Origin of the sequence: Flavobacterium tructae (assembly GCF_002217475.1) — a bacterium.
GTDB classification, from domain to species: domain Bacteria; phylum Bacteroidota; class Bacteroidia; order Flavobacteriales; family Flavobacteriaceae; genus Flavobacterium; species Flavobacterium tructae.
The window spans coordinates 37,710-57,495 of the sequence record NZ_MUHH01000028.1 but is presented as its reverse complement, the minus strand read 5'-3'; the positions used below and the strand labels follow the sequence as shown (position 1 = coordinate 57,495).

Annotated in this window: 23 protein-coding genes; 18 read left to right on the top strand and 5 right to left on the bottom strand. The window is 36.2% G+C overall.

The features are described from left to right. Positions 1-99: 99 nt before the first annotated feature. The 17 genes from B0A80_RS13335 to B0A80_RS13255 all read left to right on the top strand — a co-directional run bounded on the left by B0A80_RS13335 (position 100) and on the right by B0A80_RS13255 (position 11,619). Positions 100-969 (top strand): nucleoside phosphorylase, encoded by an 870-nt coding sequence (locus B0A80_RS13335; RefSeq protein WP_089077590.1) that lies wholly within the window; start codon positions 100-102, stop codon positions 967-969. Positions 970-1,005: 36 nt separating this feature from the next. After that, a complete protein-coding gene (locus B0A80_RS13330; RefSeq protein ID WP_089077589.1) occupies positions 1,006-1,446 on the top strand; it encodes a DinB family protein in 441 nt (146 codons plus the stop codon). Between the two features lie 4 nt (positions 1,447-1,450). Beyond that, the gene (locus B0A80_RS13325) at positions 1,451-1,843 is read left to right on the top strand and encodes a VOC family protein (protein WP_070908056.1); all 393 of its coding nucleotides are present in this window, start codon (positions 1,451-1,453) and stop codon (positions 1,841-1,843) included. A 31-nt stretch (positions 1,844-1,874) separates the two neighbouring features. Continuing rightward, a complete protein-coding gene (locus B0A80_RS13320) occupies positions 1,875-2,348 on the top strand; it encodes a DUF4265 domain-containing protein (protein WP_070908055.1) in 474 nt (157 codons plus the stop codon). A 49-nt stretch (positions 2,349-2,397) separates the two neighbouring features. Further along, positions 2,398-3,249: a substrate-binding domain-containing protein gene (locus B0A80_RS13315; RefSeq protein ID WP_070908054.1), complete on the top strand. Its 852-nt coding sequence runs from the start codon at positions 2,398-2,400 to the stop codon at positions 3,247-3,249. Positions 3,250-3,267: 18 nt separating this feature from the next. Beyond that, complete coding sequence (locus tag B0A80_RS13310) at positions 3,268-4,200, top strand: transglutaminase (RefSeq protein ID WP_089077588.1); 933 nt, start codon at positions 3,268-3,270, stop codon at positions 4,198-4,200. Between the two features lie 145 nt (positions 4,201-4,345). Continuing rightward, a complete protein-coding gene (locus B0A80_RS13305) occupies positions 4,346-4,714 on the top strand; it encodes a hypothetical protein (RefSeq protein ID WP_070908052.1) in 369 nt (122 codons plus the stop codon). Between the two features lie 212 nt (positions 4,715-4,926). Next, the gene (locus B0A80_RS13300) at positions 4,927-5,298 is read left to right on the top strand and encodes a hypothetical protein (RefSeq protein ID WP_089077587.1); all 372 of its coding nucleotides are present in this window, start codon (positions 4,927-4,929) and stop codon (positions 5,296-5,298) included. Between the two features lie 146 nt (positions 5,299-5,444). Beyond that, positions 5,445-5,768: an ArsR/SmtB family transcription factor gene (locus B0A80_RS13295; RefSeq protein WP_070908050.1), complete on the top strand. Its 324-nt coding sequence runs from the start codon at positions 5,445-5,447 to the stop codon at positions 5,766-5,768. Positions 5,769-5,775: 7 nt separating this feature from the next. Further along, a complete protein-coding gene (locus B0A80_RS13290; protein ID WP_017498275.1) occupies positions 5,776-6,246 on the top strand; it encodes an SRPBCC domain-containing protein in 471 nt (156 codons plus the stop codon). Positions 6,247-6,282: 36 nt separating this feature from the next. Beyond that, a complete protein-coding gene (locus tag B0A80_RS13285; RefSeq protein ID WP_089077586.1) occupies positions 6,283-6,663 on the top strand; it encodes a DoxX family protein in 381 nt (126 codons plus the stop codon). Positions 6,664-6,732: 69 nt separating this feature from the next. Continuing rightward, entirely contained in the window at positions 6,733-7,290 is a 558-nt protein-coding gene (locus B0A80_RS13280) for a DUF4256 domain-containing protein (RefSeq protein ID WP_089077585.1), read from the top strand. A 22-nt stretch (positions 7,291-7,312) separates the two neighbouring features. Beyond that, positions 7,313-7,891 (top strand): YdeI/OmpD-associated family protein, encoded by a 579-nt coding sequence (locus tag B0A80_RS13275; protein WP_089077584.1) that lies wholly within the window; start codon positions 7,313-7,315, stop codon positions 7,889-7,891. Between the two features lie 73 nt (positions 7,892-7,964). Next, a complete protein-coding gene (locus tag B0A80_RS13270) occupies positions 7,965-8,384 on the top strand; it encodes a VOC family protein (RefSeq protein ID WP_089077583.1) in 420 nt (139 codons plus the stop codon). A gap of 57 nt (positions 8,385-8,441) precedes the next feature. Then, positions 8,442-9,005: a Crp/Fnr family transcriptional regulator gene (locus B0A80_RS13265; RefSeq protein ID WP_089077582.1), complete on the top strand. Its 564-nt coding sequence runs from the start codon at positions 8,442-8,444 to the stop codon at positions 9,003-9,005. Positions 9,006-9,076: 71 nt separating this feature from the next. Beyond that, the gene (locus B0A80_RS13260; protein ID WP_089077581.1) at positions 9,077-9,877 is read left to right on the top strand and encodes an MBL fold metallo-hydrolase; all 801 of its coding nucleotides are present in this window, start codon (positions 9,077-9,079) and stop codon (positions 9,875-9,877) included. 176 nt (positions 9,878-10,053) lie between these two features. Beyond that, entirely contained in the window at positions 10,054-11,619 is a 1,566-nt protein-coding gene (locus tag B0A80_RS13255; protein ID WP_208861487.1) for a serine hydrolase, read from the top strand. Positions 11,620-11,694: 75 nt separating this feature from the next. Here the strand turns inward: B0A80_RS13255 and B0A80_RS13250 are convergent, their stop codons facing one another. Beyond that, on the bottom strand, positions 11,695-13,071 hold the full coding sequence (locus B0A80_RS13250) for a hypothetical protein (protein ID WP_089077579.1): 1,377 nt from the start codon (positions 13,069-13,071) through the stop codon (positions 11,695-11,697). Positions 13,072-13,320: 249 nt separating this feature from the next. Here B0A80_RS13250 and B0A80_RS13245 point away from each other — a divergent pair, with 249 nt between their 5' ends. Beyond that, positions 13,321-14,772: an FAD-dependent oxidoreductase gene (locus B0A80_RS13245; protein WP_165769256.1), complete on the top strand. Its 1,452-nt coding sequence runs from the start codon at positions 13,321-13,323 to the stop codon at positions 14,770-14,772. Between the two features lie 144 nt (positions 14,773-14,916). Here the strand turns inward: B0A80_RS13245 and B0A80_RS13240 are convergent, their stop codons facing one another. The 4 genes from B0A80_RS13240 to B0A80_RS13225 all read right to left on the bottom strand — a co-directional run bounded on the left by B0A80_RS13240 (position 14,917) and on the right by B0A80_RS13225 (position 19,756). After that, complete coding sequence (locus B0A80_RS13240; RefSeq protein WP_017498267.1) at positions 14,917-15,864, bottom strand: DUF4465 domain-containing protein; 948 nt, start codon at positions 15,862-15,864, stop codon at positions 14,917-14,919. A 66-nt stretch (positions 15,865-15,930) separates the two neighbouring features. Further along, positions 15,931-17,169: a hypothetical protein gene (locus B0A80_RS13235; protein ID WP_089077577.1), complete on the bottom strand. Its 1,239-nt coding sequence runs from the start codon at positions 17,167-17,169 to the stop codon at positions 15,931-15,933. A 12-nt stretch (positions 17,170-17,181) separates the two neighbouring features. Further along, positions 17,182-18,423 carry a hypothetical protein gene (locus tag B0A80_RS13230; protein ID WP_089077576.1) on the bottom strand — a complete coding sequence of 414 codons (1,242 nt, stop codon included), beginning with the start codon at positions 18,421-18,423 and terminating at the stop codon, positions 17,182-17,184. 43 nt (positions 18,424-18,466) lie between these two features. Continuing rightward, a complete protein-coding gene (locus B0A80_RS13225; protein ID WP_089077575.1) occupies positions 18,467-19,756 on the bottom strand; it encodes a cell surface protein in 1,290 nt (429 codons plus the stop codon). Between the last annotated feature and the right edge of the window lie 30 nt (positions 19,757-19,786).

The window sequence follows — 19,786 nt, the reverse complement described above, 5'->3', positions numbered from 1 at the left end:
TTAAAGCAACCTGAAACTTGAAACTTGAAACAAATAAACTTAGTACCTCAGGACCTTAGAGTCTTAGTACCTTTAAAAAAACTTAGAACCTTAAAAAAAATGATACAAAATTCAGAATTAATACTTAATCCGGACGGGAGTGTTTACCATTTAAACCTTCGTCCTGAACATATTGCACACGATATTATTTTCGTAGGAGATCAAAACAGAGTGGAAAAAATCACTCAGTTTTTTGATTCTATTGAGTATTCTACACAAAAAAGAGAATTTAAAACCCAAACCGGAATCTATAAAGGAAAAAGAATATCGGTAATGTCAACGGGAATTGGTCCTGACAATATTGATATTGTAATAAACGAACTTGATGCTTTGGTAAACATTGATTTTGAAACACGTCAGCCAAAAGAAAATCTGACCTCTTTGAATATTATAAGAATTGGAACTTCAGGTTCTTTGCAAACCGATATTCCGGTAGACAGTTTTGTAATGTCTAAATACGGATTGGGACTTGACAACATGCTTCGCTCCTACTTAATTGACGAAGTTTCGAATATTGATATCGAAGAAGCTTTCATCAAGCATACGAACTGGGATGCTAAAAAAGGAAAACCTTATGCTATCGCTTGTTCTGAAAAGCTGGAAAAAATTATTGAATCGGATCAAATGTTCAAAGGAATCACTGCTACAGCCGGAGGTTTTTACGGACCACAGGGACGCGTTTTACGCTTGAACATTCAGGATCAGGAATTAAACAGTAAAATGGATAATTTTAATTTTGACGAGCAAAGAATTACCAACTTAGAAATGGAAACTGCAGCGATATACGGACTTTCTGCTCTTTTAGGACATAATGCGCTTTCGTTAAATGCAATTATCGCCAATCGTGCTTCGGGAACTTTCAGTGAGGATCCTTATAAAGCGGTTGATGCACTTATTGCGTATACCCTTGATAAACTGGTAGGAAATTAATTCAATACTATAATCCATTCAGAAATTAGATTATTCATGAAAAATGCTATTTTAAAGTTTGAAAAATTACTGAGGGATAATTCGGCTTATTTCCCTTCTCTCAAAAGTGAAATTTTGGAAGCTAAAAATCTGGGGAAATGGTCAAAAAAAGAAGTTATCGGACATTTGGTTGATTCGGGGATTCATAATCTGGTTCGTTTTACAGAAATTAATTATCTGGAAAAACCGTATTATCACAGACCTTACAATCAAATGGATCTGGTAAATTTAAATCAGTATCAAACCATGGACATTAATGATCTCACACAACTTTGGCTTTCTATCAACCGCCAAATTATAAGGATCATGAAGAATGTGGATGAAAAAGCTTTGAATTATGAGATCATTTTAAGCGATGCATCTGTAATTGATTTAAAGTTTCTAATGACTGATTATGTAGAACATTTAGAACATCATATTAATCAAATAAGATCCTAAAATTATGTTTTTAAGAGTTGCCCGACATACCGATAATATTGAAAAAATAGCTAATTTTTATATCAATGTCCTTGGTTTTGAACTCTTGGGCAGCTTTGAGAAACATAAAGATTACGATGGTGTATTTCTTGGAATGCCACAATCCGACTGGCATTTTGAATTTACACAATCAAAAGTAAAAGCAAATCATACATTTGATGAAGATGATGTAATTGTGCTTTATCCAAAGTCAATTATTGACTACAACGAATTGATAGACAGAATTGAACGCAATAACATCTCAATCTTAACTGCAACCAACCCTTTCTGGAACGAGAATGGAAAAATGTTCTTAGATCCTGACGGTTATCGCATTGTAATATCGCCTTTGAAAGCGGTGATCGATCAGATCAATTAATAGAAGTTGCAATAAAATATAAAATGAAATAATGGCAGAAACACATAAAAAAATACTGTTCAAATACTACAGTACTTACCTGGAAGAAATAGTGTCGGAAACCATGTGGGCAGAAATTTTAGATTCAGAGAAAGGTCTTTTTAAACTGGATAACATTCCCTTTTTCGGTCCTTTAATTGCTACAGATGATATCTTTAGAGCAGAATATGATGAAAATGAAAAGTGTTTTATTCACAAAGAAACCATAGAACATTCAGGGAACTCAATTGTTCAGGTTCTTATTCTTGAAAAAGAATTTGATAAAGAAATCATACGCGAAAAATTAAAAGCAATCAATTGTTTGTCAGAAGCATTAAACGATACCTTTCTTGCAGTCGAAATTGCAAAAAATACCGATTATTCGATTGTAAAAAACTTATTATCAGAATACGAAGCAAATGCTATAATTGAATTTGCCGAACCTTGTTTATCAGACAAACACAGAACCGATTTATTAAAAAATTAATACCCCAATACACTTAGAATACTCTTAACCAACTTAAACTAAACTTAGAATGAAAACTGTAAAAATTGTAGGTGTTCCTGAGCACTTCAATTTACCATGGCAAATGTGCATTGAAAATGGTGAATTTGAAGCCGAAAATATTGATTTACAATGGAAAGACATTCCGGAAGGAACCGGTAAAATGTGTCAGATGCTTCGCAATGATGAAGCTGACATTGCCGTTATTCTGACGGAAGGTATTCTGAAAGATATTGCAGCAGGAAATCCAAGTAAAATTGTTCAGATCTACGTACAATCACCTTTGATTTGGGGGATTCATGTTGCTGCAAAATCAACTTTTGAGACCGTGAAAGATCTTAAAGATAAAAAAGCAGCCATTTCACGATTGGGTTCAGGATCACAGTTGATGGCTTATGTCAATGCACATGAGCAAGGATGGAAAACCGATAATTTACAGTTTGAAATCATAAATACGATAGACGGCGCTGTTGAAGCATTGACTAACGGAACTGCCGATTATTTTATGTGGGAGCGTTTTATGACGAAACCCCTGGTTGATAAAGGAATTTTTAGAAGAGTTGGTGACTGCCCTACGCCATGGCCATCGTTTGTAATTGCCATCAGAGACGAGTTTTTGAAAAAGAATCCCAAAATAGTCGAGCAGATATTGGAGATAATCAATAGAACAACTCAGGATTTTGCTCAGATTCCAAATATTGACAAAACTCTGGCAAGTCTTTTCAATCAAAAACAAGAAGACATTCAGGAGTGGTTAAAATTAACCCAATGGTCTCAGAAGCAACTGACTGAGAAAGCTTTTATCAAAATTCAAAATCAATTATTTGATCTGGGAATTATTGAGAAAAAAAGTACTTTTGTTGAAACCGTAAAAGCGCTGTAAAAACTGCTTTTGAATCTTATGATAAAATTTCCTAAAATTGACTTTCCGCAATTAAAATCCAAACTACAGGTGAAATCACCCTGGGACAGGATTATTATTATGCTGTTGAGTCTTTTAATTACGGTTCCAATTTTTATCATATTACATCAAAATCTGATCGATTTACAATGGGCATTCAATTTAGATCGTGTTTTGATTTTTGTACTGGTTTTTACTGCAATTTTCTTTCTTCTAATGTTGCTCAGAACCATTATTATACTCTGCATTGCAGTATATTTATTGGTATTGTTCTACGGGTCGGTTATTGGAAATTATGGCTTCAGTGAAATCTCCGAAGATTACAATTCGATGATTTACACCATGTCTGACAATCCATTCCCACAGGATATTATTGTGGCAAAACTGCTTCCGTTTCCTAATAAATCCAAAATTATCAATGCGATAGAGTATCAGAATCCAAAGGTTCGAAACTTTGCCATTATGGCTACCTCTAAGCATTTTAAAGGCCTTAAAGGTTATTCAGATTACAGAACCATTATTCAGTGTTTTGCTGTATTTAAAGAAATCAACAGCCGTTGGAATTATGTTAATGATCCTAAAGAAGGGGACTATATTGCAACTGCGAGTGAGTCTTTAGAATACTTTTCAGGCGACTGCGACGATCATTCTATTTTGATGGCCGCTGCAGTTCGATCAATTGGCGGAACTCCCCGATTGATTCATACGAAAGGACATATTTATCCCGAAATACTTATTGGTTCAACAATCGACCTGGAAAAAGTGAATTACCTGATCAAAAATGTGCTTTTTGTAAAAGAAAGTTATGGTAAAAAAATTCACTACCACATAGACGAACGTGGACAGGTATGGATGAACCTGGACTATACGGCCAAATATCCGGGTGGCCCTTTTATGTACGAAGAAATTCTGGGAGAACTCACCTTAAACTAGTTTTTCTGAAGCTATTCAGACACAGAACCCTTGAGATTTATGGTTTTTTCATGTGTGATAGTAATTTTATAAATATTTGATTTTTAGATTTTTAATTAGAATAAATTTTGTAATTTTCTGTAGTTTAACATATAACCACAAAATCATGAAAAAATCTAAATTATTTATCTTCGCAATTGCATTACTGGCTGTATTAATGATTTCATGTCATAAAGGTCGAAATAAATTAGTGAACTCCTGGAAAATTACTGCTGTAGAGCCTAAATTACCGATTTCAGATTCTATGAAAAATGTAATTCTAACTCAGGGCACACTTACCTTTACGGAAGACGGGCATGTTACCGGATATCTTACTCAAGAAATTAACAATGGTACTTATGCTTTAACAAAAGGTGGTAAAAATTTAGTAATAAAGGATGAAACCGGTACTCCCTACCCTTGTGAAAGTATCATAACAGAAGATCAACTGACACTAGACAGTAAAGAAATGAAAGTTACCCTCAAAAAAATATAATGTTCTGCACCTTAAAACAATAAAACCACTCTTTTATAAACCAGAAAGAGTGGTTTTTTATTTGGAGTAATACCCCAATCTCTTTTTAAGCAATCAAACACTTCTGAAAGTGAATTCCTTCATTGATTTGTTTTTTTTTTGAGTCAAACTATTGTAATTTAATATTTTAAGCCTAACTTTAATAAACTAAAACAAATGCCCCAATAGAACCTATGATTTTAAATTCGAAAAAAATATTTCTGATCGACGGCTTAGGAGCTTTATTCTCTACCCTTTTGTTGGGCGTAGTATTGGTTGAATTGGAAATCTACTTCGGCGTTCCCAAAAAAACGCTCTATCTTCTTGCTGTTTTGGCCTGTCTGCTTATGGCGTCTTCATTTGCGAGTTACTGGCTTGCGAATGAGAACTGGAGAGGTTGTCTAAAAATTATTGCTTTTGCAAACCTGTTGTATTGTGGTATCACGGCAGGCCTGTTACTCTATCTTTATACCCACCTAACGTATTTAGCGGTATTTTATTTTCTCGCTGAAATTGCAATTATACTCTTTCTTGCCCGAATGGAATTTAAAATTGCGAGCCGTTAACTTCTTATCTACTCTACGACTCCATCGTTCGGAAGCCCAAAAACACTGACAGTCTTGTCATTACAATAAAATATTTTTAAAAAATAGCCTCAAAAATTTTGCGCAGTCAAATAACTGCATTATATTTGCTGTCAAATAACTGCACAATGGAAATTCGTAGAGATGTATTTCAGGCAATTGCCGACCCTACCCGAAGGGCAATCTTAAGCTTAGTGGCTATCCAGTCAATGACTCCGGGAGTTATTGCTGAGAATTTTAATTCTTCAAGACAAACTATTTCAAAACACATTCAAATATTAACGGAATGTGAACTCCTGGAGCAAACGCAAAATGGAAGGGAAATTTATTACGTTACTAATGCCAGAAAAATGAAAGAAGTTGCTGATTTTATAGAACCGTTCCGCCAAATGTGGGACGATCGTTTTAACAAACTGGAAAATATCATGAAAAACTATAAACCGAAAGAATAACCAAATTATGGAACGAAAAACGAAAATTACTGCCGAAGAAGGTCAACAGGATTTATTAATTACAAGAGAGTTTGATCTTCCTTTAAAATTATTGTTCATGGCTTATACAGAGCCCGAAATTGTTGAACAATGGATGGGAACCAAAGTACTACAACTTGAGAATAAGAAGTATGGCAGCTGGCAATTTGAAACTTCCGACCCTAAAGGGAATGTGGTTTTTAAAGCTAATGGAGTGGTTCATGAGTTTTTTCCGGAACAGAAGATTACGCGAACATTTGAAATGGAGAACTCTCCTTTTCCGGTTCAGCTTGAGTTTCTTGAATTTGAGGCGATAACGGAAGAAACCAGTCAGTTAAAAATGCATATTATTTACAGATCTGCTGCACTTAGAGATCAGATGTTAAAACTGCCTTTTGCTCAGGGAATCAATATGGCTCACAACAGATTACAAGAATTCGCTGCCAAAAAACTAAACTAACTTAAACTAAACTAACTTAAACTAAACTATAAAATCATGAAAAAAAGAGACAAAATCATCTATTGGGTTGCTACATTATGGCTGGCGTTAGGAATGACTGCTACAGGAATCGTACAAATGCTAAAAATAAAAGAACAGGAAGGCATGATACAGCATTTAGGGTTTCCGGTGTATTTTTTAACATTGATTGGTATTTGGAAATTATTAGGTGCCGCAGCTATCTTAATTCCTAAATTTCCATTACTAAAAGAATGGGCCTATGCCGGCTTTTTCTTTACCATGACGGGTGCTGTTTTTTCGCATTTGGTTGTTGGAGATCATCCAAAAGAACTATTTGGCCCGGTATTGCTTATTGTTTTGACTATTGTGTCCTGGTATTTCAGACCTTTAGAAAGAAAAACGATTTTAGCAAATTAGTCAATTTCTATCCATAACCGTGAAATTTTTACACTCAAAAACATTTAGCTTCTAAAAAATCAAACCCAAATGAAAAACAAACTATCAACAGAACAAAGCGAAGAATTATTAAAAGTACTACAAATCCGTTTTGAAAACAATATGAAGAGACACACAGGTCTTGCGTGGGATGATGTTCAGCAAAAACTGGAGGCAAATCCGGGGAAACTCTGGTCACTCGATGAGATGGAACGAACCGAAGGCGAGCCGGATGTTGTTGGATTTGACGAGAAAACGGGAGAATTTATTTTCTTCGATTGTTCTGCCGAAAGTCCAAAAGGCCGAAGAAGTCTGTGTTTTGATCATGAGGCACTGGAAAAAAGAAAAGAACACAAACCTGCCGGAAGTGCTGTAAATATGGCCGAAGAGATGGGAATTGAGCTTTTAGATGAAGTACAATACAAAGAACTTCAAAAACTGGGTAAGTTTGATGCCAAAACTTCAAGCTGGATTGTTACACCTTCTGAAATTCGTAAACTGGGCGGGGCATTGTTCTCTGATTTTCGCTACAATACCGTATTTGTGTATCATAATGGTGCTGAATCTTATTATGCAGCCAGAGGTTTTAGAGGATCTTTGAGAGTTTAATGAATTTTAATAACAATAGCATATGAACCCTAAAGTTGATCTTTACTTTGAGAATGCTGAAAAATGGCAAAAAGAACTGGAAGAGTTACGAAAAATTGCGCTGGATTGCCAATTGACAGAAGAACTAAAATGGGAAACAGCCTGCTATACGCTGCATGGTAACAATGTTGTTTTGATACATTCTTTCAAAGAGTATTGTGCTTTTCTGTTTTTTAAAGGAGCCTTAATGAAAGATACGGACGGAATTCTAATACAGCAGAGTGAGAATGTTCAGGCCGCAAGACAAATTCGTTTTACGAGTCTTGACGAAATCAAAGCTCAGAAAGCAATCTTAAAAACGTATATTTATCAAGCCATTGAAATAGAAAAAGCCGGTTTGAAGGTAAAATTAAAGAAGACAGCCGAATTTGAGATTGCAGAAGAATTTCAACAAAAACTAGACGAAAACAAGGCTCTTGAAATTGCTTTTAACGCTTTAACTCCAGGCCGTCAACGGGCTTACTTACTGTATTTTTCAAGCCCAAAACAATCTAAAACCAGAGCGTCCAGGGTAGAAAATATGACGGATCAGATTCTTCAGGGAAAAGGATTGAAAGACTAATTTTTTTAAAGATGATGTGGGAACCGTTTTAATAAAGAAGAATAGTTTTATCTTAGTATAAAAAACAAAGCTCATGGAAGACCAAAAAAATCAAACCAACCACTCCTCTTCTGACCCGACACCAAAAGTAACGGGAGTTGGAGGCATATTCTTTTTTTCAGAAAACCCAAAGGAAACCAGAGATTGGTATGCCAAAAACTTAGGACTTGAAGTTAACGACTGGGGATCTACTTTTGAATCCAGAAAAATAGATGCTCCTGAGGTCATAGAATCTCTTCAATGGAGCCCGTTTAAGAAAGATGATGCGTATTTCTCTCCTTCTAAAAAAGAGTTTATGATTAATTACAGAGTGCAGCATATTGAAGCTCTTGTCAAACAGCTTAAAGAAAACGGTGTAACGGTACTTGATGATATTGCCACCTACGATTATGGAAAGTTTGTTCACATTATGGATGCTGAAGGCAATAAAATTGAACTCTGGGAACCGGCATAACTTAAAAGCCTGACAAACTTGAATCTTTACTACAAACATCAGACTGAATCACTTTAAATGAATTCATTAATATTGTATTTTGCTAAACTTGGCTTTTTAGAAAAGGATATCGCCGAGTTTTTAAGCTGTATCAAAACACGTCAGTTTTCTGCAAACGAGTTCATTCTAACTAACGGTCAGTTGGAGAATTATTTATCTTTTATAGATACGGGAATTGTCCGCTATTTTGTACTTACCAATGACAAGGAAATTACCTTTGATTTTGCGTTTAAAAACTCCTTTTACTGCGCCTACGATTCTTTTTACAACAGAACTCAAACACAGGTTTACATTCAGGCACTTACAGATTGCCAATTGTACTCTGTCTCTTACGATCAGCTTCAGAAACTTTATGACAAATGTGAAACAGCAAAAAAACTAGGCCGTATCGCTACTGAATATTTACTGGATAAAAAAGTAAAAAGAGAACTGAATCTTTTAACCAAAACTCCGCAGGAACGCTATCAGAGTCTTCTTCAGGAACAACCTAAATACATTCAGCAGATTCCACTCAAATATCTTGCTTCCTACATTGGTGTTGTTCCGGAGACGCTCAGCAGAATCCGCAAACGCATTTCTTGACCAAAGTCAATTTATAAAACCGTTATTAAACTCAATTTTGTACTGTTTTTTAACCTTAAAATCAGAACAAAATGAAAGTTACCATTACCCATATTGACACGGCTTGTGTTTTAATAAACATCAATGGATTTAAAATTATTACAGATCCGACACTGGACAAAAAAGATGACTTTTTTCCACAATATGTAAGCCGTCCATTGGCATTTTCAAAAAAATATATTGATCCCGCCTTATCAATAGCTGAAATCGGAAAAGTAGATTTGGTTTTATTAAGCCACGATCATCATAGCGATAATTTAGACAAAAACGGCAGGATATTTATCAAAACTGTGCCTGTTGTTCTCTCTACAAAAGACGCTGTTAAACGCTTAAAAAACAATAATACCATTGGCCTTGACAACTGGGAGGAATATACTGTTGAAACCACGAGGGTAAAAGGCTTGAAAATAACAGCTATACCTGCTCAGCATACCAATATTAAAAGACTGGATAAGGTTATGGGAAAAGTTATTGGTTTTACCATCGAATGGGAGGATCAAACTGACGGCTGCCTCTATATATCAGGAGATACTGTTCTTTTTGAAGGTTTATTGGAGCTGGAAAAAAGAAAGAAGGTTGAAACCGCTATTTTGCATCTTGGAGCTGGAGCTTTTCCTTATTTGAAAAAGAATTTAAGGGTTACTATGAATAGCGAGGAGGCACTTGAAACGACACGACTTTTAAATCCCCGTACGGTAATTCCAATTCACTATGAAGGCTGGTGGCATTTTAAGCAATCTGTAAAATCATTGAAAAGTGAAATTGAGAAATCGGAATTAAGGGAGAAATTCTTATGGCTGGAAAGCGGAATTGAAACTGCATTAAAATTTTAGATAGATGTATTCTTCTAAACCGTTAAAGGACTTGTAAAAAAGCACTCGTTATTCATCCTTTAATCTACTAAACAAGGCTTTAATTCTAAAGATAATTCCTATATTCGCTGATGTGGATGTTAATTTTTAACAACACCAACTAACAATCAAAAACGCCATAACCTTAAAAAAAAATTATGAAAAAAGTAACTCGTCTGTTTACATTAATGCTCTTTATTTGTTACGCTTCTACCCCTCTCTATTCGCAAATTACATCTGAAAAAATAGATCTTTTAATGCAGGACGCTTTGGAGAAATTTAAAGTGGCCGGTGCCTCAATTGCAGTTGTTAAAGATGGAAAAATAATTCACCAAAAAGGATATGGTGTTGCCTCTATCGAAACAAAAAAAGCCGTAAATGAAAGCACAAATTTTCAAATAGCCTCCAACAGCAAAGCTTTCACAACTGCAGCGCTCTCTATTCTTGAAGACGAAGGCAAATTGAAATGGACAGATAAAGTAAAAGACCATCTTCCAAAGTTTAAAATGTATAACGATTATGTTACGGAAAATTTTAATATCCAGGATTTGCTTACACATCGCAGCGGACTTGGATTAGGTGTGGGTGATTTGATGTTTTTCCCTGACGGCTCCAATTTTACAATAAATGATGTTCTAACTAGTTTTCAATATTTTAAACCGGTATCTGCTTTTCGAACTAAGTTTGATTATGACAATTTATTGTATATCGTAGCGGGAGAATTAATTTCTAAAGTAAGTGGTATGGCTTACGAAGATTTTATACAAACCCGAATTATTGATCCTTTGCAAATGAGCAATTCTTTTGCACAAAGCGACAGGATAAAGGATAAAAGCAATCTGGCTGTATCACATTCGTCAGAATCCGGAACTATAAAACGAATTGATGGATTTGGAGTACAGATAAATGGTGCTGCGGGAGGAATCATTTCAAACGCAGCCGATATGGCAAAATGGATGACTTTATGTCTAAATAAAGGACAGTATGGAAGTGACTTGAAATCAACACTATTTTCTGTTAAAAATCATAACGAAATGTGGCGCATCCATACCGTTGAAGAAGTAGATCGTGATCCGAGATACAATTCACATTTTAGCGGTTACGGTCTGGGTTGGGGATTAACTGATGTGAAAGGAAATCTAAAAGTATCTCATACAGGAGGTCTACCGGGAATGTTATCCATTGTTACGATGTACCCGGATCTAAACTTAGGCATCGTGATTTTAACCAACACAGAGAATGGCGGTGGCGGGCTCTTTACTGCCGTTACCAATACTATCTCTGACAGTTATTTAGGCCTGGACGATTTTGGTTGGACCAATAAAATTGTGGAATGGATGAAACAAGGCAGAAATACAGGAGATGACGTTACCAAGAATGTTTGGGAAAAAGTAAAACTGGCAAAAAATGTGAAAGTAAAAAACGAAGACTTTACTGGCGTTTATACTGACAATTGGTTTGGAGAAATTGAAGTATTTGAAAAAAACAAACAGTTATGGTTCAGATCCTATCGTTCACCAAAATTAAATGGCCCTATGGCTTTTTATAATGCTAATACATTTGCCATAAAATGGGAATATCAGGCAATGAATTGTGATGCCTTTGCGATGTTTTCACTGGATGAAACCGGTAAAGCACAATCAATTAAAATGAAAGGCATCTCTCCTAATATTGATTTCAGTTTTGACTTTCAGGATCTGGATCTAAAAAGAGTGAATAAGTAAACCTGTTTTTTATACTAAAATTAAAAAAAGTCCGCAAAGTTTTCTTTATACTTTGCGGACTTTTTGCTTCTCTATTCAATCAAGTAATGCTTTAAGTTCTGATTCTTTCTGATTAATAATGAAAAGCTGACTTTTATCTTCCAATAATATCCTGTAATCAAACTCTTTAGCTGCATTGAACTTCCAGTTTTTTAATTCTCTAAAACTGCTCTTAATGAGTTTTAGATTTTCGGCATTATTTTTAGAAACAATGATCATCTTAGTCAGATTTGATTTCTGCATCTTTTCAAGAGTGCTTCTGCTTATTTCAGTTTCATCTTCTGATCTGGAACGGTAACGATACTTTTGCTTGATGACGTCAAAATCCTTTTCATTTTCAGAAATAATATATCTGTAAGCCATTAAATTATCCATTTCGTCTATCCAGTTTGGGAATTTTGTTTCATAGCTTTCAATATAACGATCTATGAAACTTTTGTCTATGGCTTTCTTTTGAGAAATGTACTCGTTTAGCATAGGGTAAATTTCTTTTGCCATGAGGTTGATGTATTTTTTATTATACCAGTCACCACTATCTGCTTTTCCGTTCAGCTGTTCGTATACATAACCATTGGCTAAGGAAGTTGCCAGCGCTTCGTTAAGCAGATGATAGGCATAATTACTGTACTTAGATTTGTTTTCTTTGAAACTATTATCGATCATTTTTTTTACTTCCAATGGCTGTTCGTTGTAAATAATATGATCCGTTTCGTGCAGCATTACACTAAAGAGATCCTTATAATCGTCTAAATCTGTTTGAATGGCACTGATGAAATTATTACCAAAAGAATTCGCGGTAAAGCCTTTAGAATTAGGCAAAGGATAAAATGCTATTTCAAAAGGAATTGAAGTATCCCAACTCGAATTGTAAAAAATCAAACCCATTTCAAAATAACGCTCCAAGTCATTTTCCTTTGCGTATTTGGTAATTTCTACGAGCTGTTTTTCAAATTTTTCTTTATTGGGATTGTATATGAGTTCGTTGTAAATCGGAGTAAAAGCGGAAATTATTCTCGTAAGATCATTCAGTGTTTTGTTGGTTAAAACTCCAATAGAGCGTATTTTAAAATCTTTTAAATTTTCTGTTTCGATTAAGTTTTTTCTCAAAAAATCAAAGGATTGCATTGGTTTTTTAGAGCCTTCCGGGAATTCTTCAAATGGATAGCTGTAATCCAATGTCAGATGATCAAATTCTGCGGCCAGTTTCTGAAATTGCTCAGTATTGTATTTTGATTTTTGAAACTCGGTTTTAAAAACGTTGTCGGGATAGTTTTCGGATAAATTCTGAAGGAAAACAAAAACAGCCAATTGTTCAGAATACTTAATATTAAATACTGTTTTTTGAGCAAAAGACCAATTGGTTACGGCACACAGCATAACGACCAAAAGCTTAATTTTTAAAGTAATTTTCATTGTTTAGTAATTAAAATTTATTCGATAAGAATTAAAAGTAACTCAAAAATAAGCAGACAACAAACACTCACGATACCCTAAACAAAACAGTAACTGCTATGTTATCTTCAATAACTCTTACAATCTCTTTTTAGTATCTATCGCTTACTATTTTGCACTAGCCCTCTTTTGTCTTAAATTTGCAGTCTTGTTACAAGCATAGCAAAGTTTTCAAATGCTGAAGTGTCTAAATTAGGTAAAAAAGTGGGAATACATACGATCGAAAATGCAGAAAGAAACTGGACTATTTGTCCCGAATGTCAGGGACGTGGTAAAAAAAGCCAAAGACTCAGCAAGAAAGTGCGGCTTCAATATCAGATAGCGCTGGAAAACTTTGAAAAATCAAAGGACTCAGGAGTTCCCCCTACTCGTCCTAAAGCGCATCTCAATGTCTGTCTTCACTGTGACGGATCGGGATTGATTCCTTCGGAACATCCTACTATGATTGACAAAGAAAACTACCCGCATGTTGCCATAATTGGAGCCGGTATCGGAGGAGTTGCATTGGCTGTCGCTTGTCTGCACCGCGGAATTCCTTTTACTCTTTACGAACGCGATACTAACTTTGATGCCCGATCACAAGGTTATGGTCTCACCTTACAACAAGCCAGTAAAGCCATTGAAGGATTTGGTATATTCTCTTTAGAAGAAAAGGTCATTTCAACCAGACATTTGGTACATACTCCGGAAGGAAAAGTAATTGGAGAATGGGGTATTCGAAAATGGATTCCATCGGATACCAAAACAGCCCCGAAGCGAACGAATATGCATATTGCCCGACAACATTTGCGTTCGGCACTGCTGAAACAACTTGGGGCAAATGATATCGTGCAGTGGGGACATCAACTCATAGATTTTAAGGAATCAGAAGACCAAAGTATTTCCTTAAATTTTGAAGTAAATGGCAAAATCATAAGTACTAAAGCCGATCTTGTAGTGGGAGCTGATGGCATTCGCAGTACGGTACGAAAACTATTAATTGGTGACGAGGTTACTCCTTTGCGTTATCTGGGGTGTATTGTGATATTAGGTATTTGCCCGTTAAAGGCTATTGATGGACTTGATCATAATTTACTCGACTCGGCAACTGTATTTCAAACAGCTAACGGCAATGAGCGAATTTATATGATGCCTTATACAGAAGATTCTGTAATGTGGCAGCTTAGTTTTCCAATGTCCGAAGACGAAGCTAAAATATTGAGCGCACAAGGACCGAAAGCACTAAAAGAAGAGGCTTGTCGAAGAACACAATGGCATGCCCCTATTCCGCAAATTTTATCGGCAACTTTAGAGACGCAAATTTCAGGTTATCCGGTATACGACCGTGAATTACTTCGTCCCGAATTATTAGCAAAAAATAAACGGACCACATTGATTGGGGACGCAGCACATCCGATGAGCCCTTTCAAAGGACAAGGAGCTAATCAGGCATTGTTAGATGCGCTTTCTTTGGCTCGCGGAATTGTAAGAGGATGCAGACCGCTATCCAACTGGAGGGAAGCAGGAATAAGAGAAAGTGTCCTGACTGAGTTTGAATCCGAGATGCTTGTGCGAAGTGCCACCAAAGTAAAAGATTCTGCCGAAGCTGCAGAATTCCTTCATTCTGAAATTGTTCTTCACGAAGGTGATGAACCAAGAGGAAGGTGTTTAAAGAATAAATAAGCCAAATCGTTAATTGCGTTTTTGTACTTTTTTTTCTCGCAGTTTTTGCAGATCAAGCAGATTTTTTACCACAACCTATATGTTTTAAACTAAAAAAAAAGGAGCCACTTTTCAATGACTCCTTTTCGATATTAAATTTTAGTATTATTGGATTCTTTTTACAGACAGCTTGTCTAAGCAGAAATAAGCTGCGGTATTCATTCCGTATACCGGGTGTGAATCTGTTGAAGCCATTTGAAAAACAAGGTATTTTACGTCTCCCAGACCTTGAAGTGCTGTAGCGCTTACATTTATCCATCCTGTTGGCATTACTAAAGAACCTCCTGTATAATCAGCCAATGATTGTGTAATTGGTGCAGTAATAGTTCCGCTTGAATCTACTCCGTAAATTAACAATTCAAAGTGATCTCCTGAAGAAAATGCCTGAGCAAAACCGTCTCCATACAAACAACCATAATAAGGCCATGGGTGCATGTTGATTTTTAATCCTTTTACATTGTACAATCCTGTATTTCCAATTTTAATCCAGTTAGAGAAACTTGTCTCACTAAAAGTAGTTCCCTGTGGATTTTTAGGATCTGTATAACTTGACCAGTAAGCTACGATGTACGGATCTCCTGTTGTACCCGGAGTACCTGCCGCAATTGTAGAAGAAGTTCCGAAACCGCTTCCTGCCATAGTACCCCACTGATTGGCTACCCAACCGTTAGATCCGCCAGTACCTGCTCCCGAACCGTAATTTGTAATATCATTTACATTGGATACAATAAAACCATCCCAATAATTGTAACCTGATGATGTTCCGCTATGTGAAAATTTAAATATATCAACGGTTAAGTTGGTACTTGCCACATAGGTATTTTGCCAATACTTCCCGCCTGTTGTTGATGTTCCGCTGGTCAACAAAGAACTTGTCAGGTTAAGCGTAGTCGTTGTTCCTATCGAAGGATCGGTCACTGCACTTTTAGAAGTTGAGCCTGAGCTTTTAATCGCTGCACTGCCGCTTTCGCTATTTAATAGATTTTCATCATTACTACAGGACGAAAGTCCCAGAATCAAACCTACTGTCAAAAAATAAAGTACTTTTTTCATGATTTATAAAAATTTGGATTAATATTCTTGGTTGATTAATAAACAGTTTTTATTGAGGCTTTTCGATTACTTCCCTGCAGCAAAATTCAAATCTTCTGCCTGTTTGAAGGAGTTCGTAACCAGGTCTAATGCGCCAATCTCTGTGAACGTAGGCACGTATACCTTCACGAAATCTACTCCGGGAAGATGTACTTTATTACCATTACTATCTACAGCCCAGCTAATGTCTATTGAAGGATCTTTTATTCCGCCATAACCCCATTCAAAAGTTCCAACATTGAATGCTGTACCTTCTCCATCGCTAATATCTTTTGTAGCCAAATTGACTTTTGTTCCTTTTAATGTGTAAGAATCACCAAGCCATTGTGGGTAATAATTGTATCGTCTCCATTTTTTTGTTCTGGTGATAAAACCTGAAGCCGTTTTATTATTTGCCCATTTAAGATATTCCTTGTCGAATTGCCAATCGTACTTTCCTGCTACGGCAGTTTTATTTGGATCCGGTTTGTAATATGTCACCTCATAATTCTTAACTGTAGTCGATTTATAATACTCACTTCCGGCTATTTCGTACCACTCATTATCCTCTGCAATTCCATTTTTGTTCGCATCATAAGCAACCATAATACTCACAGGAGAAAACTTTGAAGCATTCGAAACTGTATTCATCTGAACTGTAAAATCACGTTTGCCATAAGCATTGATCACCGTATGGTCGAATTTTGTTACGATATAACCACCAAAAGTTCCCAGATCAACTAGAGACCCGTCAGCCAAAATAGCCTGTGCATTCTCTATCGCTTCCGCTTTCGTTGCAAACTCAAAACCGTCATTGTTATAATGCGGAGCAGGTACATAATCAATAATTGAAAGTGCTTTCGAAGTATACGTTTTACCGGTTTCGGCAACTGTAACTTTAGTAGAAGCCTGTTTTACCAACTTATTCAGCGTTACGGTAAAATCTACAGCATAGCTTAATGCTTTTGGTGCTATAAACTTCAAGGTCTTGTTGTCGCCAATAACAGAATCTTTAGCCACTCCGTCTTTTCCGGTTACTTTTAAAGTCCATTTGTATTGGGCAACAGCACCATTTGCATTTTCAATCGTTACTTCCGGATCAATCGCCACAACGTTGTATCGTTCCGTTGTAAAATCTGCCTGCAATTTTATAGTAAGAGTTGGATCTTTAATCGGCTCCGGTTTAGGTTCTTCAATTACAGGCTCCGGCTTTGTATCATCATTACTGCAATTGTAAAAAGAGCAAACAATGGCGAGGTACAAACTATATTTTATAAACTTTTTCATATTCTTCTCTTCTTACTTTTTTAGATTGTATTTTTTAATTATTTGAAGATCTGCAGCTCCCGAGAATCGCGTAGCCATAGACGATTGCTGGTGACAAAGTCCCATTGGTTCGCTGACACAGTTCACTACTTTGATAAAATGAATTCCCGGAAGATTTGCTTTATTCCCATTCTTGTCAACGGCCCAGTCAATATCAATATCAGGGCTTTTGGCATTTACGTATCCCCATTCCGGAGCCTCAAAATTCCATAAAGTAGTTTGCCCAGGGCGTACTGCTGCGAAATTTACGTTTAGCTTCGTTCCTTCGTAAACAGCTGTATTTTGAGTATCCCAGGCTGGATAATACTCTTTCTTGGTTTTAGACCTTGGCAAAAAGTATGTTTGAGGTTGGTTGTTCTCACAATAAAGATGTTCACGATCTAAAAAAGGATCATTTGGACCGCTTACTACTACTTTCTTACCAACCGCAGGTTTATAGTAGGTAATTTTAAAATTCTTAACCGTATTTTCTTTAGCATGCTGACTTCCTATGATTTCATACCATTCGTCTTCATCGGGTTTTCCATTAGCATTTTTATCATAAGCAACATAAATTAAACCTGGAGCCGGAGGATTGGCTTTATCCGTTAAATCTGCTCCGTAAACTCTGAAGTCTTTTTTTCCTGAAAGATTAACCACCATATGATCAAATCCAACCACAATTGAACCTCCAAAACCTCCTAAATCAATTGGATATCCTACACTGGTTTCACTTATTCTTCCCAATGCTACCCTCATAACATCAGCTTTAGAAAATCCGTCTTTGTATAAATCATTGGCAAACATTCCGGGTGCCGGATTAAAATCCTGAATACTTGTTATGTAAGGATTGTAATTTTGAGTCTCATTTATCACATTCACTATAGTGGCACTTGTCCCTTTTTTATCTCCTTCAGTAACATTTAAGGTTAGTTCATATGCACCGGGATATAAAGCAACAAATCGTAAATCTTTTGTAGTTCCTATAATCGAATCTTTAGTCTGATTCACCGGATTTTTTTTAAGTACCCATTGATAATTTGGATTACTTGTTTCAGCTGAAGCTGTAATATTCAAAACTTTAAAGGTGTTTACTTCAAATTTATCCTGAAGCTTTACTGCTATTGGTATGGCGAGTCCTTCTCCGGTGTTGGCATCATTTTTATCGTCATCGCTGCATCCGGTAAATGCCGCTGCAAAAGCCAATAATAATAAATGGGCAAAGTTTTTTTTCATAATTCCTGATATAATAATTTAGTTTAATACATTTTTGAATGGATTAACGCGTAGGAATGCTTTCTCCTGAAAGATGCAAATCTGTTGCCCCCATTATTTCTGTTGAAGTTTCTCCGAGCCATCCCGCCTGCTGATTAAGACCATTGTACACTTTCACAAAATCGATCCCGGGAAGCACTACTTTGTTTCCCTTTTCGTCCACGGCCCAGTTAATATCTATTCCCGAATCATCATCATTGTTCGGAGCATTATCTGCATATCCGTATAAAAAAGCGTACTGCACAAAGTAACTTCCCGTTCCGCTTTCATCAACTGCGTTATCGGGCAATCTTGTTCCTTTATAAGTAATAGAAGACTGATCTTTAAGCCATTTTGGCCAGTAATCTAAAGAATGATTGTAGGCATTATTCTGAACCAGATAGCCGCTTTTCCCCTGATTGTCTTTCCATAAAATATACTCCATATCAACAAAACCTACTGTACCCGTAGTTCCACCCGACATCGGAATTTTATTGGGATCAGGTCGGTAATACGTTATTTCATAATGCTGAATCGTTTTAGGCATTTTATGTCCGCTCCCCTCTATCTCGTACCACTGATCGTCCGGAAGTCCGTTTTTATTTGTATCGTAAGCAACCATGATTACTCCTGCTTCACTGCTTCCGCCACGCATGGTACTGTTTGGATTTGGATTAGCCTCTGCCCAGAATGCATTGCCCAAAATTCTAAAATCACGTTTGCCCTTAACATTAACAATGGTATGATCGAATCCAAAAACAACATAACCACCAAAAGCCCCCAATGAAACCAGATCACCATTTTTCTTGGCCAGATAAGTATTGGCTCTTGATAAAATTCTTTCAGGAGTATCCCCGTCATTCGCAATTGGCAGATCGTTAACAAACTGCCCGGGAGCCGGTTTAAATTCAAATACTTTTGAGATGTAGCTTTTATACTCCTTCGTTTCTTTTGTAACGGTAACGACCACTTTTTGAGTTTGTACATTTCCTTTATTATTTACAGTAACAGCCAATTCATAAACTCCTGCTTCTGCTGCCGCAAATAAAAGTTCTTTTGCTGTAGTAGTACTTAGTGCATAACTTTCTGAAGGTGCTTTTGTGATGGTCCAACTGTAAGTAGCTCCTGTTGTTGCGCTGATCGTTGGATTTAAAGTCATAATTGTAAATCTCTGCATGCTAAAAGCTAAATCTGAACTAACAGGCGTTGGATTACTATTTTCATTTGATGCGTTATCATCAGAACAATTGGTTAATGAGAGTACTGCAATAAGCAACAATAAGGATTGGAAGTTTTTGAAAATATTGTGGTACATGTGGTATTGTTTAGTTTGGTAGTGGTAAAA